This is a genomic window from Neorhizobium vignae, from assembly GCF_000732195.1.
In the GTDB taxonomy this organism is placed as follows: Bacteria; Pseudomonadota; Alphaproteobacteria; order Rhizobiales; family Rhizobiaceae; genus Neorhizobium; species Neorhizobium vignae.
Genome location: NZ_JNNU01000006.1, coordinates 374,460 through 391,075 on the forward strand (window position 1 = coordinate 374,460; position 16,616 = coordinate 391,075).

The 16,616-nt window shown below is 63.5% G+C and carries 17 protein-coding genes; 7 read left to right on the forward strand and 10 right to left on the reverse strand.

The features are described 5' to 3' along the window. Positions 1–33 precede the first annotated feature (33 nt). The 4 genes from GQ59_RS12940 to GQ59_RS12955 are packed head-to-tail and all read left to right on the forward strand — an operon-like array spanning position 34 to position 2,419. On the forward strand, positions 34–810 hold the full coding sequence (locus GQ59_RS12940; RefSeq protein ID WP_037081859.1) for a ComF family protein: 777 nt from the start codon (positions 34–36) through the stop codon (positions 808–810). Between the two features lie 59 nt (positions 811–869). Beyond that, positions 870–1,127, forward strand: a complete 258-nt coding sequence (gene grxC / locus GQ59_RS12945; protein WP_007774047.1) for a glutaredoxin 3 — start codon at positions 870–872, stop codon at positions 1,125–1,127. 12 nt (positions 1,128–1,139) lie between these two features. Beyond that, positions 1,140–1,994, forward strand: a complete 855-nt coding sequence (locus GQ59_RS12950; RefSeq protein ID WP_037081752.1) for a carbon-nitrogen hydrolase family protein — start codon at positions 1,140–1,142, stop codon at positions 1,992–1,994. Then, positions 1,991–2,419: a DUF1178 family protein gene (locus GQ59_RS12955; protein WP_037081754.1), complete on the forward strand. Its 429-nt coding sequence runs from the start codon at positions 1,991–1,993 to the stop codon at positions 2,417–2,419. The genes GQ59_RS12950 and GQ59_RS12955 overlap by 4 nt, the downstream gene beginning before the upstream one ends. A 98-nt stretch (positions 2,420–2,517) precedes the next feature. Here the strand turns inward: GQ59_RS12955 and ubiG are convergent, their stop codons facing one another. Further along, positions 2,518–3,264, reverse strand: coding sequence for a bifunctional 2-polyprenyl-6-hydroxyphenol methylase/3-demethylubiquinol 3-O-methyltransferase UbiG (ubiG, locus tag GQ59_RS12960; protein ID WP_037081755.1), 747 nt, complete (start codon positions 3,262–3,264; stop codon positions 2,518–2,520). A 49-nt stretch (positions 3,265–3,313) separates the two neighbouring features. Next, positions 3,314–3,685 (reverse strand): hypothetical protein, encoded by a 372-nt coding sequence (locus GQ59_RS12965; protein WP_152564316.1) that lies wholly within the window; start codon positions 3,683–3,685, stop codon positions 3,314–3,316. 527 nt (positions 3,686–4,212) lie between these two features. On the opposite strand from GQ59_RS12965, the gene GQ59_RS12970 reads away from it, so the two are divergent. Next, positions 4,213–5,106, forward strand: coding sequence for an alpha/beta hydrolase family protein (locus GQ59_RS12970; protein ID WP_037081759.1), 894 nt, complete (start codon positions 4,213–4,215; stop codon positions 5,104–5,106). A gap of 62 nt (positions 5,107–5,168) precedes the next feature. Here GQ59_RS12970 and GQ59_RS12975 read toward each other — a convergent pair whose 3' ends face one another. From GQ59_RS12975 to bglB, 8 genes are all read right to left on the reverse strand, one after another. Then, on the reverse strand, positions 5,169–5,411 hold the full coding sequence (locus tag GQ59_RS12975; RefSeq protein ID WP_037081761.1) for a DUF6719 family protein: 243 nt from the start codon (positions 5,409–5,411) through the stop codon (positions 5,169–5,171). Between the two features lie 105 nt (positions 5,412–5,516). Further along, the gene (locus GQ59_RS12980) at positions 5,517–6,599 is read right to left on the reverse strand and encodes an ABC transporter ATP-binding protein (RefSeq protein ID WP_037081763.1); all 1,083 of its coding nucleotides are present in this window, start codon (positions 6,597–6,599) and stop codon (positions 5,517–5,519) included. Positions 6,600–6,608: 9 nt separating this feature from the next. Then, positions 6,609–7,661: a carbohydrate ABC transporter permease gene (locus tag GQ59_RS12985; protein WP_037081765.1), complete on the reverse strand. Its 1,053-nt coding sequence runs from the start codon at positions 7,659–7,661 to the stop codon at positions 6,609–6,611. Next, the gene (locus tag GQ59_RS12990; protein WP_037081766.1) at positions 7,661–8,677 is read right to left on the reverse strand and encodes a carbohydrate ABC transporter permease; all 1,017 of its coding nucleotides are present in this window, start codon (positions 8,675–8,677) and stop codon (positions 7,661–7,663) included. The genes GQ59_RS12985 and GQ59_RS12990 overlap by 1 nt, the downstream gene beginning before the upstream one ends. A 192-nt stretch (positions 8,678–8,869) precedes the next feature. Beyond that, complete coding sequence (locus GQ59_RS12995; protein WP_037081768.1) at positions 8,870–10,138, reverse strand: ABC transporter substrate-binding protein; 1,269 nt, start codon at positions 10,136–10,138, stop codon at positions 8,870–8,872. Positions 10,139–10,188: 50 nt separating this feature from the next. After that, positions 10,189–12,672, reverse strand: coding sequence for a hypothetical protein (locus GQ59_RS13000; protein WP_037081770.1), 2,484 nt, complete (start codon positions 12,670–12,672; stop codon positions 10,189–10,191). Between the two features lie 7 nt (positions 12,673–12,679). Further along, positions 12,680–13,516 (reverse strand): 5-dehydro-4-deoxy-D-glucuronate isomerase, encoded by an 837-nt coding sequence (kduI, locus tag GQ59_RS13005; protein ID WP_084683138.1) that lies wholly within the window; start codon positions 13,514–13,516, stop codon positions 12,680–12,682. Beyond that, positions 13,507–14,613 (reverse strand): beta-galactosidase BglB, encoded by a 1,107-nt coding sequence (gene bglB / locus GQ59_RS13010; RefSeq protein WP_037081778.1) that lies wholly within the window; start codon positions 14,611–14,613, stop codon positions 13,507–13,509. Before bglB ends, kduI begins: the two co-directional genes overlap by 10 nt. 146 nt (positions 14,614–14,759) lie before the next feature. On the opposite strand from bglB, the gene GQ59_RS13015 reads away from it, so the two are divergent. Both GQ59_RS13015 and GQ59_RS13020 read left to right on the forward strand, forming a co-directional pair. Further along, positions 14,760–15,809, forward strand: coding sequence for a LacI family DNA-binding transcriptional regulator (locus GQ59_RS13015; RefSeq protein ID WP_037081779.1), 1,050 nt, complete (start codon positions 14,760–14,762; stop codon positions 15,807–15,809). A 142-nt stretch (positions 15,810–15,951) separates the two neighbouring features. Next, on the forward strand, positions 15,952–16,527 hold the full coding sequence (locus GQ59_RS13020; protein ID WP_051903926.1) for an SH3 domain-containing protein: 576 nt from the start codon (positions 15,952–15,954) through the stop codon (positions 16,525–16,527). Positions 16,528–16,616: the final 89 nt, after the last annotated feature.

Below are 16,616 nucleotides of genomic sequence, written 5' to 3' on the forward strand. Positions count from 1 at the left end.
GCAAAAGCGCGCTCCGTCCGCTATTGTCAAGTCATGTCCGCCGAGCCCAACATCAACCCCTTGCGACTTTTAACATCGTTCGCCGCGGGGTGGACGAGATGGGTCGGCGATTTCGTCTATCCGCCGACCTGTCCCGGCTGTGGGGTCAGAACCGGAGCACATCGGGGCTTCTGCCCCTCCTGCTGGCGGGAGATCCGTTTCATCGAGCGGCCCTATTGCGAGACGCTCGGGCTGCCGTTCTCCTACGATCCGGGCCCGGGCATGGTGTCCGCACAGGCGATCGCCGAGCCGCCCGTCTTCGAGCGCCTGCGCTCGGCGGCGATCTTCGAGGGTGCGGCGCGTGACCTCGTCCATTCGCTGAAATATCGCGACCGCACCGACCTTGCGGGGATGATGGCCGGCTGGATGCTGCGCGCCTCCGACGGGCACGTGGCAAACTGCGAGGGGATCGTTCCCGTGCCGCTGCACCGCTCGCGCTTCACCTTGCGAAAATTCAACCAGGCGGCGGAGCTTGCCCGGCATCTGTCGCAGCAATCCGGCCGGCCGTTCCTGCCAGCGACCCTCATCCGCGTCAAGCGCACGAACCGGCAGGTGGGGCTTTCGGCGCGGGCCCGGGAGGACAATGTGCGGGCGGCCTTCGCCATCGCGCCGGGCCAGGAGGACCGCGTGTTCGGCAAGCGGCTGGTGCTGGTAGACGACGTCTATACGACCGGCGCGACCGTTTCTTCCGCCACGCGGGCGCTGAGGAAAGCCGGGGCTGCGGAGGTCACGGTTTTGACCTTTGCAATGGCTGTTGCCGGGCCTATATGAACAGAAGAAGACACTATTGTGCGCGGCCTTTTCCCACCCGGTCGCGCCCGGAGACGATCATGGCAGAGGTTACTATCTATACCCGCGAATATTGCGGTTACTGCGCACGCGCGAAAGCTTTGCTAGACACCAAGGGTGTGGCCTATACCGAGCATGACGCCACCTATTCGCAGGAACTGCGCCAGGAGATGATCGGAAAGGCCAACGGCCGCGCGACCTTCCCGCAGATCTTCATCGACGGGACGCATGTCGGCGGCTGCGACGATCTCCACGCACTCGACCGGGCCGGCAAGCTGGATCCGATGCTGGCGAACTGAGAGGTTTTTCCCATGGCTTTCAAGGTTGCAGCGATCCAGATGTGCTCCGGCGTCGATCCGGAAAAGAACGCCGCCGACATGGCACGGCTGGTGCGGGAGGCTGCGGCTCACGGTGCGATCTATATCCAGACCCCGGAGATGACCGGCTTCCTGCAGCGTGACCGCAAGGCCATGCGCGCCGTGCTGCGCGACGAGGCGGGCGACATCATCGTCTCGACCGCCCGCGGTCTTGCCAGCGAACTCGGCATCCACCTGCATGTCGGCTCGACGGCGATTGCGGTCGATGGCGGCAAGATCGCCAACCGCGCCTTCCTGTTCGCGCCCGGCGGCCGGCAGGTCTGCACCTATGACAAGATCCATATGTTCGATGTCGATCTGGACAATGGCGAGAGCTGGCGCGAAAGCTCGGCCTACGAGCCCGGCAGCGAAGCGCGCGTCGCCGACCTGCCGTTCGGCAGGCTCGGGTTTGCGATCTGCTACGACGTCCGTTTTCCGCAGCTTTTCCGGACCGAAGCCTTGGCCGGCGCCGAAATCCTGACCGTGCCGGCCGCCTTCACCCGCCAGACCGGCGAGGCGCATTGGGAAATCCTGCTGCGTGCCCGTGCGATCGAGAATGGCGCCTTCGTGATCGCCGCAGCTCAGGCCGGCGTGCATGAGGACGGCCGCGAGACTTTCGGCCATTCGATGATCGTCGATCCCTGGGGCAAGGTCTTGGCATCCGCCGGCGGCACCGGCGAGGGCGTCGTGCTGGCCGATATCGACATCGCCGCAGTCGCTGCGGCACGGGGAAAGATCCCGAACCTTAAGAACGCCCGCGAGTTCTCGCTCGATGCGGTTCCCGACGCGGCGGGAGAGGTGGCCGCTTGATCAAGTATTCGCTCATCTGCGACAATGCCCACACGTTCGAAGGCTGGTTTTCGGAAAGCGCCGATTTCGACCGGCAGGTAGCGAACGGGTTCCTCACCTGTCCGGTCTGCAATTCCGCGTCCATCTCCAAGACGCTGATGGCCCCCTCCGTTTCGACTGCCCGAAAGAAGGAAGAGAAGCAGGCGATGGTGATGGACCTAGCGCGCCAGGAGATGCTTGCCAAGCTCAAGGAAGCGGTCGCGGCGATCAAGGCCAATGCCGAGGATGTCGGCGAGAAGTTTCCCGAGGAGGCCCGCAAGATCCACTATGGCGAGGCGGATGCGCGCGGCATCATCGGCCAGGCGAGCCTCGGCGAGGTGCGCGACCTCCTCGACGAGGGGATCGAGATCGCGCCCTTGCCGATCATTCCCGAAGACGCGAACTGAACGAGCGGCAATGGCCGACGTTGGTGCTCTGATGGAGCGACCGCACGCTCACCCTCCTATAGCGGCTACAATACCACCACGGATCAGCTTTCTGAAAATCACGCCGGCCGCTTGGCCAGCATCATGTAGTTGACGTCCATATCCGGCGACAGGTTCCAACGATCCTGGAGGGGATTGAAGAAGACGCCGGTGCGATGGATGATCTCCATGCCGGCGGCGGAGATCGGTCTTTCGAGCTCTTCCGGGCGGACCAGCTTTTCGTATTGATGGGTGCCGCGGGGCAGCCAGCGCAGGATGTTTTCGGCGGCAAAAATCGCCAAGGCTCCGGCCTTGAAGGTGCGGTTGATGGTGGCGACGAACATCAGGCCGCCGGGGCGGACCATGTTCGCGCAGGTCGTCATGAAGAAATTGACGTCCGCGACGTGCTCAACCACTTCCATGTTCAGCACGACGTCGAACGTCTCGCCGGCTTCGGCGAGCTGTTCGGCGGTGACGGCGCGGTAGTCCACCGAGGTTCCGGTTTCCGCCGCATGGGTAGAGGCGATGCCGATGTTCTTTTCCGATGGGTCGGCGCCGACGACGGTCGCGCCCATGCGGGCGATCGGCTCGGAGAGCAGCCCGCCGCCGCAGCCGATATCGAGGATGCGCAGGCCGGAAAGCGGCAGGTGGCTCTTCGGGTCTCGGCCGAAATTTTCACAGATACGGTCGCGGAGATAGGCGAGCCGCACGGGGTTGAACTTGTGCAGCGGCTTGAACTTGCCGGTCGGGTCCCACCACTCCGCGGCCATTGCGGAAAACCGGTCGACTTCGCTCTGGTCGATCGTGCTGCGGGCGGCTTCGGTCATGGTCCTGCTCCTTGTTCTATCATTGAAGTCGGATGCAGCGGACGAGAAGTCAAGAGATGTTTCTCGCGGGGCGCCGCCTTGCCGCAGCCCAGATGCAGACGCGCAGCAGATCGACATTCGGTTCTTCCGCCGCGGCCTGTTGAAGCTCCTGCATGGTCTGTCTGAAAAGTTCATAATATTCCGGTTCGCGATTGGCGATGCAAAGCGGAAGATCGGCGCAGGCCTTGCCGCTCAGGCCGATTTCCTGCTGGGCGCGGACTTTCCCGATCTGATGTGCCGAGGGAAGCATCGGGCCGCTGCAGACACGCCGGCGGCGGCAGGCCCGCAAACGGCAGAAGCCGTTGCCCAGAAAGCCGATCGACGCCGTGGCGCGGCATAACTCCTCATGCTGTTCGGCGCGAAGCTTTTCGTAGTCGCTCAAGCCCGATTTATCCATGTTCTTCCGTGAACCTCTCGCAAGACGGAGTCCGTCCTTGGTGATGCCAGCCTTTTCAGTTTCGGGTCAAACCCGAGGATCGGCCGGGACACGTCGTGTGCCTCGAATTTAGATTTTAATAGTGACACGCGACGTGTCCCGTTCGGTGTGTTTTTCCGCGCAACTCCGGTCCCTCTGCGGCGATATGGAATTTAACTCCGTGGAAATGAGCACGGATGCCATACCGGGTTGTGTGCGACACACGCACGCCCCGCCTTGAGGCGAGAGGGGGACCATTTTCTGCGCAGCCCCTGACGACCCGCTTGCATAACGGCGGTTCGCCAGATCACCGGTCCCATCTCGCCGGTTATGCGGACCGGTGTAGCCGAAACGGGACGGGTCGATTGTAGGCATGGATCGTAAGGCGGGGATGCGAGGGGAGGAGTTTTCGTCTATGTCTTTGAAAGGCGCAGGGCACAAGAGGCAATCGTCCTCGCTTGGAGGGCAAGGATGATCGGCCGGGAGGAGGGACGATGGCGATCACCGTTGAGCGATTGAAGAAGTTGCTTGCGTTCGAGGAGGTCTTACTGACGCTTACGGACAGTTCCACGGAAATCCGGGACGGCTATATTCTCGAGAGGCTGCGGTTTCGCTTGGGCGACGGGACGGAGGTCCGGGGCTTCCTCACCCGGCCGAGCGAAGGTTTCCTCACTCCTGGACCGGCGATCGTCTATGCGCATGCGCATGGCGCCCGCTGGGATATCGGCGCATCCGAACTGATCGACGGCCGGCCAGCTCTGCTCGATGCCCCCGGGCCGGTTCTGGCGCGCGAAGGATATGTGGCGCTTTGCATCGACATGCCGACGTTTGGCGAACGGGCCGGGGTGACGGAGGATGCGGCGACCAAGGCGGCGCTCTGGCACGGCAAAACCCTGTTCGGGCAGATGCTTTCCGAACAGGCTGCAGCGCTGACCTGGCTTGCAGGGCGACCGGAGGTCGATCCGCAGCGGATCGGGGTCGCGGGCCTGTCGATGGGCGCGACGCTTGCCTATTTCCTGGCGGCGCTCGATCCGCGGGTGAAGGCGAATGCGCATTTATGCTGTTACGCGGATTTCGCGACCCTGGTCGAAACCGGTGCCCACGACCTGCACGGCCATTACCTGACCGTGCCGGGGCTGCTCAGGGAAACCTCGATCGGCGAGATCGCCGGATTGGTGGCGCCGCGGCCGCAGTTGATCTGCATCGGCTGTGACGACCCGCTGACGCCGCCCGACGCGGTGGACTGCGCATTTGCCGAGACGGAGGCCGCCTATCTCAAGGCGCAAGCGCTCGGTGCGCTGGTGTTCCTGCCGGAGGCAGGCGTTGGGCACCGCGAGACAGAAGCGATGCGACGGGCGATGCTGGCCTTTTTCAAAAGCTATCTCTGAAGATATCTCTCGGATGAACAGCGCCTTTCGGACGGCAACCATCTCTCCAGCGATTCGCGGCGCTACCGCGTGCCGTTCAGATGCACGCACCTCTTGCCAATCTGTTCCTTGCGCTGCGACTTGGTATATCGCGCGATCATGCCGGCGGGGCAGCTCTTGTCATCGAACAGGACGGACTCGCCGGCCGCCATCGTCGCCGGCGTCGGCTTGGTCTTGACCATCCTGGTCTGGGCATTGGCCGGCGATACAGTGGCCGGTCCGGCGAAGACCACGGCCAAAAACAGGACCACAAGAATACGGAACATTGACCTCTCCTCCCGCTGCGGTTGGTGAGGATTGTACCGTTCGCGCCATCGGCGGGCCATTCCATCGTCCGGTTGAGGCGGGCTCGATGGAATGGGGGGGTAGGGCTAGCTCCCCTTCACCCTTAACCCGTTCCGGTCGAACAGGTGCAGCGGAGCACCGGCGACGGAGAGGTGAGCTTCGTCGCCCGGAGAAATGAGCTTCTGGCCGGGAACGACGGCGAGGAGTTTTTCGCCGTTCAGATCCGCGTGGATGACCGTTTCCGATCCGAGCGCTTCGACGAGGCGCACCTTGACCTTGAGGCTTCCCGGATCATTGGCGAGCGTGATGTGCTGCGGGCGGATGCCGATCGTCAGCTTGTCGCCGACGGACAGGGAATGGCCCGAGAACGGCACGAGCAGGCGGTGGCCGCCCGCAGTCGCAAGCGTCGCCGTGCCGGTTTCCAACTCGGCGACTTCGCCGGCCAGGAAGTTCATGTGCGGCGCGCCGATGAAGCCGGCGACGAAGCGGTTGGCGGGCGTATTGTAGAGATCGAGCGGAGTGCCGACCTGTTCGATCTTGCCGGCGCGCATGACGACGATGCGGTGGGCCAATGTCATCGCCTCCACCTGGTCGTGGGTGACGTAGATCATCGTCGAGCCGAGGCGGGCGTGGAGAGCGGCGAGTTCCGCACGGGTCGAGACGCGCAGTTCGGCGTCGAGGTTCGACAGCGGCTCGTCGAGCAGGAAGGCGGTCGGGCGGCGCACGATGGCGCGGCCGATCGCGACGCGCTGGCGCTGGCCGCCGGAAAGCTGGCCGGGCCGGCGTTCGAGATACGCCTCGATCTCCAGCATGCGGGCGGCTTCGAGGATACGGTCGGCGACTTCCGCCTTCGGCATGTTCGAATTTTCCAGCCCAAAGGCGAGATTCTGGCGCACGCTCATATGGGGATAGAGCGCATAGGACTGGAAGACCATGGCAAGGCCGCGATCGGCGGCTGACACTTCGTTGACGCGCTTGCCGTCGATCTCGATCTCGCCACCGGTGACCTTTTCAAGACCGGCGATGGTGCGCAGCAAGGTCGATTTTCCGCAGCCGGACGGGCCGACGAAAACGATGAACTCGCCGTCCTTGATATCGAGGTCGATGTCCTTCAGGACGTCGACCGCGCCGAAGGACTTCTTGATTTTGGTGAGGGTGATCTCGCCCATCGGTGATCCTTACTTCAGGCCAGTGCCGGCAATGCCGGTGGTGATGAAACGCTGCAGGAAGATGAAGACAAGCACGACCGGGATCATGGTCACGACCGTCATCGCCAGGATGAAGTGCCACTGGACGTTCAGTTCGCCGGAATAGATGCTCAGCCCCACTTGAAGGGTATAGAGTTCGCGCCGCGACAGGACGATCAGCGGCCACAGGAAGTCGTTCCAGCGCCAGACGACCGAGAAGATCGCCAGAACCGCGAGCGCCGGTGCCGTCAGCGGCAGGACGATACGCCAGTAGATCTGCCATTCGGACGCCTTGTCCATGCGCGCGGCGTCGATCAGCTCGTCCGGGATGGTCAGCATGTACTGACGCAGGATGAACACGCCGGTCGGGGTTGCGACCGTCGGCAGGATGACGCCCCAGAGATTGTTGAACAGCCCGAGCGACGAGATGATCGAATAGAGCGGCACCATGATCACCGAGAGCGGCACCATCAGCGTCGCGAGGATGATCAGCATGGCGAGCGAGCGGCCGCGGAACTCGTATTTCGACAGAGCGAAGGCGGCCATGGAATTGACGATCAGGGTGATCAGCGTCGCCGTCACCGTCACGAAGACCGAGTTCCACAGGTAGCGCAGGAAATCGAACTGCGTGAAGGGTGTCGTGTAGTTTTCGGTGGCGAACGAAACCGAGCGCACCGGGGTGCGGTCGCCGATATTGACGCGGACGATTTCGCCCGGCGCCTTCGGATCGACCATCTGGGCGACGAGGCCGATGCGGCGCACCTCGGCCAGCACCTTGGTCGAACCGTCCGGCATCTTGGCTTCGAAGAGCTGCAGCGGCTTGTCGTAACCCTGGACGGTCGCCTGGCTGGTGACGTAGGGCAGGATCGACGGCGGGAATTCGGCAAGGGCTGCCGGCGTCTTGAAGGACGAGAAGGCGAGCCAGACGGCCGGACCGAACATGATGATCAGGCCGCCGAGGAGCCAGACCCAGGTGACGACATCCGTCCAGTGCCAGCTTTTGCCGCCGCGACGGCGCAGAATGAAGCGAGAAGCCACACCCATCAGCGTTTCCCCTTCTTTTCGCCACGCTGGCCGATGCCGAGCTGGATCAGTGTCAGCACCACGAGCACGAGGCCCATCAGGATCGAGGCGGCAGCGGCAAGGCCCGGATTGCGGAGCGCCGAGGCAAAGCCGGTCTCGTAGATGTACTGGGTCAGATAGAGCGTGCTGGTGCCGGGGCCGCCGCCGGTCAGGACATAGACCTCGTCGAAGATCTGCACGGCCTTGATCAGGGCAAGGACCACGACGACCAGAAGGTTCGGCGCGAGAAGCGGCAGCGTGATGCGCCGGAAGACGCGCGCCGGCTTGGTGCCGTCCATTTCGGCAGCTTCATAGAGATCCTTCGGGATCGCCTGCAGGCCGGCGAGCAGGATCAGCGTGTAGAGGCCCATATGCGCCCAGATCGATACGCCGATCGTGGCGATGAAGGTCCAGTTGCGGTCGGTGAGCCAGGTATAGGGCTCGATGCCGAACTGGTAGAGGCCGAAATTCAGGAGGCCCTGGCGCTGCAGGATCCACTTCCAGATCAGGCCGACGACGACGGGCGACAGGAGGACCGGAAAGAAGAACACGGCGCGCCAGAAGGAGCGGGCGGCGAGATCGCGGTTGAGGATCAGTGCCGTGATCAACGACACGCCGATCATCAGCGTGACCTGCAGGACCACGAACCAGAAGGTGTTGCCGACGGCGGTCCAGAAGGCATCCTCCTGGCAGGACATCGGGTCGAGGTAATTCGTGCAGGTGAAGAGGCGCTGATACTGTTCGGCGCCGACGAAATTGCGCTCGGAAAGGAAGAAGGCAGTGCCGCCGGTCATCGAGTATACGAAGTTGATGACGAGGGGCAGGAGCACGAAAATGCCGAAGATCAGCATGTTCGGGGCAAGAAACACGGCCGCCATGCCGCCGATGCCGGTCGCTTTCTGGACGGCGCGCAGCGGTATGTCGATGATGCGCATCAGGAGATGCACGGGCGCCATGAGAAGGCTGCCGAGACGGTCGGTGAGAGACGTCGTGCTCATGTTTGTATTTCATCCCTCCTTGTCTTGTCCGGATGGCGGGGCTCGCCCCTCATCCGCCTGCCGGCACCTTCTCCCCGCAGGCGGGGAGAAGGGATATGCCGCGCCCTCGACGTCCACCCTCGCCCGGCTTGCGGGAAAGGGTGCGCCGAGCGGAGCAGAGGCGGGGTGAGAGGCTTCTCACCCCCGCTGTTATCAGAGGCCGCTGTCCTTGACCTTCTGGGCGATGTCGGCGTCGATACGCGTAAAGGCGTCATCGAGCTTCAGTTCGCCGGCAAGGGTCTGACCGACACGGGTGACGATCGCGGCATAGACCGTGTCGGACCAGCGCCAGCCGGGCAGCTTCAGGGCGGTGTCGGAGGTGGTCTTCGATGCCTCGACATATTTGGTCAGGGCAGCCTTGGCGAAGGCGTTGTCGGTCTTGAAGTCGAGGCCGCCCTTGTCGACGACACCCTTGTGGCCGGGCAGGAAGAGGGTGCGCTCGGAGAATTCCTTGACGACCTTCTCCTGAGCGAACCAGTCCATGACGGTCGCGACGTCCTTCGGGTTCTTGGCATATTTCACGGCGACGAGTGCCGCACCGCCGGGCATGCCGGTGCAGGCTGCCGGGCCGCAGGGGCTGCCGGTCGCCACCCAGTCAAAGCTGTTGCCGATCTTGGTGGTGAGGTTCGCCACCTGCCACGAACCGGAATAATAGAAGGCGAGCTGTCCGTTGATGAAGTCTTCAGCCGCGGCGCGGTAGGTCGAACCCGCTGCCGAGACCCAGACGTCCTTGGCGAAGGAACCTTCACCGACCCAACCGACGAACTTGGTCAGGAAGTCCTTGGCGCCCTTGTCGAGCGGTGCCGGCTTGCCGTCCTTGCCGACATAGTTGGCGCCGTAGGACAGGAGCGGAGCAGTCAGGCGGTGGCCGGAGCGGTCGATCGCCATGGCGAACGGAAGCTTCTGGCTATCCTTGACCTTTTTGGAAGCCGCCGCCCATTCTTCCCAGGTGGCCTTCGGGCCCGGAAGCGGAACGCCGGCCTGGTCGAACAGGGTCTTGTTGGCATAACCGCCGGTCAGGGTGATCTGCGTCATGAAGCCGGAGATCTGCTTGGAGCCATCCGGACGCATCCAGTCGGCCTGGGCGCCGAAATTGTCGTCCCAGTACTTGGCGTCCTTGACCAGCGGGCGCAGGTCGAGCCAGTGCCTGGAGAGGTCCTTGATCGCCGTGACGCGGGCGATGTCCGGGCCGTTGCCGGCTTCGAGCTGCACGGGCAGCTGGTCCTTGATGACGCTGTAGGCAACGTTGTCCAGGATGACGTTGATGCCCGGGTTTTCCTTCATGAAACGGCCAACGAGGTCCTTCATGACGTCGCCTTCGACGCCGTCCGAATACCACATGATCCGCACGTCGCCGGCATGTGCTGCCGTCGACACGAGAAGGGCGAGCGCAGCGCCCGCCAGAAGCGATTTGGTTTTCATGCTCATTTCCTCCTCTGAATGGACGGGCCTCCACCCGTCCGGTTTTTAGATTACGAAGCGCTCAGCATCGTTGCTTCGCCTTTTACTGTGTAATCCGCCCGCGCTATCACGCGGCCTTCGGCCTCCACGGAGCCGTCCTTCCTGAAGCGGACGGTACCATATTCCGGGTCCTCGACAACGACGGTGCCGTCGGATTCCTGTCTCGGGGCGAGCCCGCTGAAGCGGTACTCGACAGCCGTGAGATTGTCCGCTTCGCAGACGCGGACAATCCAGCGGGTCTTCTGGCCGTACTGGCGCAGTTCAGCCCCTGCCGACGGGCCTTCGGTGACGGCCTCCAGCTTCGAGGCGGTGCGCAGCATGACGGCGCCCTTGCCGGAGCGGGCAAGCGCCACGCCACCGGAAACGAGTGTTTCGTCGAACTCGGCCTTGGGGAACCAGGCGTGGGTGAAATCCGGCTGTTCCTCATAGGTGGTGAATTCGAGGATCGCCAGACCGCGGTATTGCTGCGCTCGGGGAATGGTGCCGCAGCCGCCCCAGTAGGACGGGCGGCCGTAGCCGAACTGGATGGTCTCGCCCGGATGGTTGATCCAGATCGCGGCTTCCGGCTTGTCGCCGAGACGCAGGTGCAGGATGGTTTCCTGGTAACCCCATTCGTCCCAGCGGTAATGGACAGTCGAGCCCATGGCGAAGTGCTCGCCCTTGTAATGATAGAGCGCGGCGAAGGAGTTTTCGCCCTGGGCGAAACGCCATTCCTGGTGCTGGCTGCCGCGGTGATCGGCAATCGCGGCGAACTCTGCAGGGATTTCGAGGCCGTGGTCGCGCAGGCAGACGGCCATCTGCGGCAGGCAGTGGACGCGGCGGCCATACCAGCCCTTGCCCCAGAGCAGACGGGCAACGCCGGACAGTTCCAGCGAGCGGCCGGCGCAGAGCGTGTGTTCGTAGGAGCGGCCCTGCGCTGCGGTAACCATGCCATGATGGGCGGAGCGGGCGATGATTTCGCAGAGGCGGACGATGCCGGCCTTGGCGCGGTCGGCGATATCCTTGTCCGGGGAGAGGGCGGCAAGCGCCGTCAGGCCCTTGAGGTCGATCGGGAAATAGGGCGCCGAGTTGAACTCGGCCATTTCCCAGTGCTCGAAATGGTCGAGCCAGGCGCGCACGCGGGCGGCACCGACCTTCGCCTGCTCCGAACCTTTGCGGCCGGAACGGACGAAGGTGGCGTCTGGGAGGAGGCTGCCCGCAAGATAGGCGGAAGTATGGAACAGCAGGGCGTGGTTTTCGGAGAAATACCACTGCACGTCGTTGCCCGGCTCATCCATCCAGTAACGATAGTTGAGAATGGCGCCGTCGATGCGGGCACGGGTCTTCTCGTTGATGTCCTTGCCCCAGACGATGCGTGACCAGATGAGTGGCACCAGCGAGAAGTCGGCGCAGTCGTGGCAGTCTTCGATCGAGGGCAGGATTTCCTCGATCATCGCATCCGTATCGGGGCCGGAACGGCCGCTAGCGAGACGGGCGAAGGCACGGACGGTATCGCGTTCGGAATTTTCCGAGATTTGCGCCAGGGTCTCGGTGATACGATCGCTCAGCGATGCAGGAGCCTGGCCCTGGCTTTCGGCATGGCAGATCTCGACGCCGAGCGAACGGGACACGACGAAGCCGCCGGCATTGAGGGTGATGCGGAAGTGGCGGAAGTCGGCGGGCGCCTTTTCCGACGGGCCGATATTTAGGCTGGTGGCGCCGGCGGGCAGGGTGAAGTCGAAATCGAAGCGCTCGCGCGACATGAAGTCGCCTTCGACCGCGACATTGACCTTCACCTCGACCGGCAGCGGCGCGGAGAGAAGCAGAGTGATATCGCCGCCGAAATAGTGCTGGCGGTCGAAATACATGGTGTCGAGCGCCTTTTCGAGGCTTGCGGCGACGGGGCTCGTGACCGGAACCGGCAGGGCAACACTGGCAGCCGGGCCGGAGACGTAGTCGAACTGATAGAAATAGCGGGCGTCACGCTCGGCGAGGTCGTCGAAGAACAGCGTGATCTCGTTGAGGCCGGCGACCAGCGGCAGTTCGAATTCCTGCTTGGCTTCGAGGTTGCGGCTATAGGGCGCCATCCAGCCGGCTTCCTCGCCGTTGACCCAGATGACCGCGCCGCCGCAGGTGCCGAGCCGGATCTTTGCCGAGCCGGCAGTTTCCGCCTCTATATAGGTGCGGGTCCAGGTGGCGAGCCGGGTCGGGCGGAACCAGAAGCCGGAAAGATCGAGCCGCGGCGAACCGAAGGGCAGCCACCAGCGGGTGGCATCGAAGGAGCCACGGACATCCGGGCGCTTGCCGCGATAGGTGTCCGCAAAGATGGTGCGGCACGGATATTCGTGCGGAATGAAGTTCTTGACCTTGGTCAGGAAGAAGAACGGGTCCATCTCGCCCTTCATCGGGGCATCGGGCACGTCGAAACGCTCTTCGGCGATGCGGCCCAGCTGCCAGTACCGGACGGCTTCGCCGGGCTTCAACGTCTTTCGCATCCAGTTTGCTTCGGGATTCATGGCAGTCTTATCTCAGCTCGCTCAGGGCCACGGGGGCCACGTCGTTATATTCCTGGTTCTCGCCGGTCATGCCCCAGACGAAGGCGTATTGCGCGGTGCCGGCACCCATATGGATCGACCAGGCGGGCGAGAGAACCGCGTCGAGGTTCTTGACCACGAGATGGCGCGTCTCTTCCGGGCGGCCCATCAGTTGGATGACCCGTTCCTCTTCGGGCAGGTCGAAATAGCAATAGGCTTCCATGCGACGCTCATGCAGATGCGGCGGCATGGTGTTCCAGATGCTGCCGTCGGCAAGGTCGGTGATGCCGAGCAGAAGCAGGCAGGACGGCGTGACTTCCGGATGGATGTACATCCTGAGGTTCCGCAGGTTGGCGCGCTTGGCATCGCCGAATGTCAGCATCTTCGATTCCGACCGCTTGATGAGGCGGTGCGGAATGTCGGCGCCGGCGGGAACGGAGTTCATGTAGAACCGGGCCGGCTTTTCGGCCGAGGCGCTGGCGACGGAGATGTCCTGGGCGCCGCGGCCGACATAGAGCACGTCGCGGTTTTCCAGGGTGAAACTTTTGCCGTCGACCGAGACGACGCCGGTGCCACCCAGATTGGCGATGCCCATTTCGCGGGCCGACAACAGGAAGGGCGTACCGATGTCTTCGCCCGAACCGAAGCTCAGCGTCGACGATACCGGGACTGCGCCGCCGACGATCAAGCGGTCGACATGGGTATAGGTGAAGCTGACCTTGTCGGCCTGAAACAGGTCTTCCATCAGGAATTCGGCCCGCAGGCGGGCGGTGTCATAGGTCTTGATGTCGTTGGGGCCAGCCCCGTAGAGAACCTTCATCGACATGCTGTCTCGCCTCCCGGTTCCACATGCCGGATGGCTTCGGAGAGGCACAGGATCGAAAGAGCCTGCCCGTAGCCGGTCGGCTGGATGGGAATATCCCGATAGAATTGCAGATCATGGCCCATGCGCGTTCCATAGGAGACGTTGAGCACGGTGCCGGTTTCGTCGATATTGGCAAGCACCGCTTCAACGGCCTTGAGGCCGGCCACCCGCCATTCATGGGTGCCGAGGCCGAGGCGGTACCCCTTGAGCAGGCCGTAACCAAAGCCCGCCGTCGCCGAGATCTCCTCGTAGGAGGACGGGTCGTCGAGCAGGGTGCGCCAGGCGCCGGAAGCGGCCTGCAGCGGCAGCAGTGCGTTGACCTGCGCCGTCAGCACGCCGAGCAGGAAATCCTTTACCGGCTTCGAAACCTCGGCGAGATCGAATAGATCGAGCATGCCGGCGGTGATCCAGGCATTGCCGCGCGCCCAGCGGGCCTCCGCAAAATTATGGCGGCCCTGGAACGTCCAGCCATGAAACCAGAGGCCGGTCTTCTTGTCGGCGAGGTAACGGGAATGGACGAGGAACTGTTTTGACGCCTCATCGACAAGCTCGCGGCGACCGCTTGCCTCGCCGTAGGAGGCGAGGAAGAGGGCGACCATATAAAGCGTATCGTCCCAGAGTTCGTCGTCATTGACCTTGTCGGAGACATGGTGCTCGAAAGCGCCTTCCTCGGTGCGGCCCATCTCGCTCATGACGCGGTCTGCCCAGGCGTCGAGAACCGGATTCCAGCGCGGGTCGCGGGTTTCGCGCCAGAGGACGGAAAGGCCGAGCATCGGTGCCGTGGTGTTGACGTTGAGCATCGGGAGCCCGGCTTCGATGCGGGCCGAATACCAGTTCTCGATCAGCGCCTTCAGGTCGTCGCGGCCGGTGAACAGCCAGAGACGGATCAGGCCGTAGAGGCCGACGCCCTGTGGCCACTCCCAGCTTTCGAAAGAGATATAGTCGCCGGCGGTCCCGTCGAGATTGGGTTCGTGGAAACGGCCATCGTCGCGAAGCCCGGTCATGCCGGTCACGAGGCGGTCAAGCTTTTCACGGATGTCCCGGGCTGAAAGGCCCATGTCTCAATTCCTCCCTTTGCTGCAGCATTTGCTGCGCAGCATTGCCGATCCGCTTCTCCCAAGCGTGGCCTTATGAAAACATCTGAAAATTGATTGCGCAATCTGAAAATTTTTTGCAGTGTGCGCATCGACGATGGGAGGATGTCATGGCGGCGACGATCGTGCCGGGCAAGCGCGGCAAGAAAAGCCGGCGGGTGCGGCTGGAGGATATTGCGGGAAAGGTGGGCGTGTCGCTGAGCACCGTGTCTCGGGCGCTGGCCGGCGAGAAGGGCGTGCGCGCAGACATCCGCCAGCGGATCATGGAGGCTGCGAAAGACGCCAATTACGCAATGCCGACACCGGTCGCCGGCAAGAAAGTGATCCTGGCAGCCTCGAGCGCGGCGATGATCGACTACGTGCGCAACCAGTTCACGCTCTATGTGCTGGAAGGGTTGCGGGACCGCGCCCAGGCTCTGGGGCTCGATATCGTCACCCGCGCGGTCGCCGACCAGTCGGAGGAAAAGGTGGTGCTTGAAGAGGCACTGGTCGACCCGGACGTCGCGGGACTGCTGTTTCTGACCGTCGACGACGAAGGAATGCTCGAGGCCACACGCGGCTTCGGCAAGCCGGTCGTGCTGATCAACGGTGACGATCCGATGATGCGGCTTTCGAGCGTGACCCCCTGCAATCGGTCGGCCGCGCATCTGGCCACCGACTATCTCATCCGGCTGGGCCACAAACGCATCCTCTTCCTGATGCGTCCGGGCCGGCGGACGATCGACCGGCGCCGCGAAGGCTGGCAGGATGCCTTCCAGCATCACGGTTTGCCTTGCCCCTCGGATCTCGTCGTGCCGGTCGAGGACTGGCTGCCGGAGCTCGCGGCCCAGGCGGTAAGCGAGCGGTTGCGCAGGAACGGGCTCGATTTCACCGCCGTGCTGACGGCGGGCGACAGTCTCGCGGTCGGCGCGATGATGGGGGTGCAGCAGATGGGTTATACCGTGCCGGGCGACGTTTCGGTGATGGGCATGGACGACCTGCCGCAGGCCGCCTTCCTCAACCCGCCGCTGACCACCGTGCATATTCCGATGCGTGAACTCGGAGCCGTGGCGCTCGATCTTTTGCGGGACGGGATGACCGGATTTGCGAATCCGGCGCGGCGGGTGGAGCTTGCTTGTCACATTGCCGAGCGGCAGTCGACCGGGCCGGCCAGGGGCTAACCCCGGCCAGAACGTTTATTCATGCGCCATTCAGAGCGGTGCTGGAACAATGGGAATGTATCGAACATTGATATCCGGCGAAATCCGGTCGGCAGATGGTCAGTCCGGTTCGCGCGTTATTTGGTTTCTCAGGAGGAAGCCCGTGAAGAAAATTGTGATGTCCGTTGCGGCACTTTGCGCCCTGTTCGTGGCGCCGTCGATTGCGGATGCGGCCGTACGCGGGGTTGCCACGGCCAATGTCAACATGCGGTCCGGGCCGAGCACCGGCTATCCGGCCGTCGACGTCATACCGGTCGGTGCGGCGGTAACGATCTACGGCTGCATGAGCAGCGTCAACTGGTGCGACGTCGCCTTCGTCGGCGGACGCGGCTGGGTGTCGGGCAATTACGTGCAGGCGACCTATCGTTCCAACCGCGTCTATGTCGCCCCCGATTATTACGAGGGCCTCGGCATTCCGATGGTCACGTTCGACGTCGGCAACTATTGGGGCCGCTACTATCGCAACCGCGACTTCTACCGCGACCGCGATCGCTGGGACCGCTACGATTGGAGACGCGAATCGCGCCTTCCGCCACCCCCGCCGGCGCCGCCGCGCTGGGATCGTGACGGCGCCCCACGCTGGGACCGGGATCGCAGCTGGAGCCCGGGCGACTCCCAGCCGCCCCGTCCGCCGGTCTGGCGCGGCGACCGTGACCGTTTCTACCGGGACCCGGGTTGATCGTAGCCCGCCGCAGTGGTTCGGGTGCTGGCCCCATTCAGGAATTCAAAAAGGCCGCCTTCGGGTGGCCTTTTTTGCATCCGCATTGC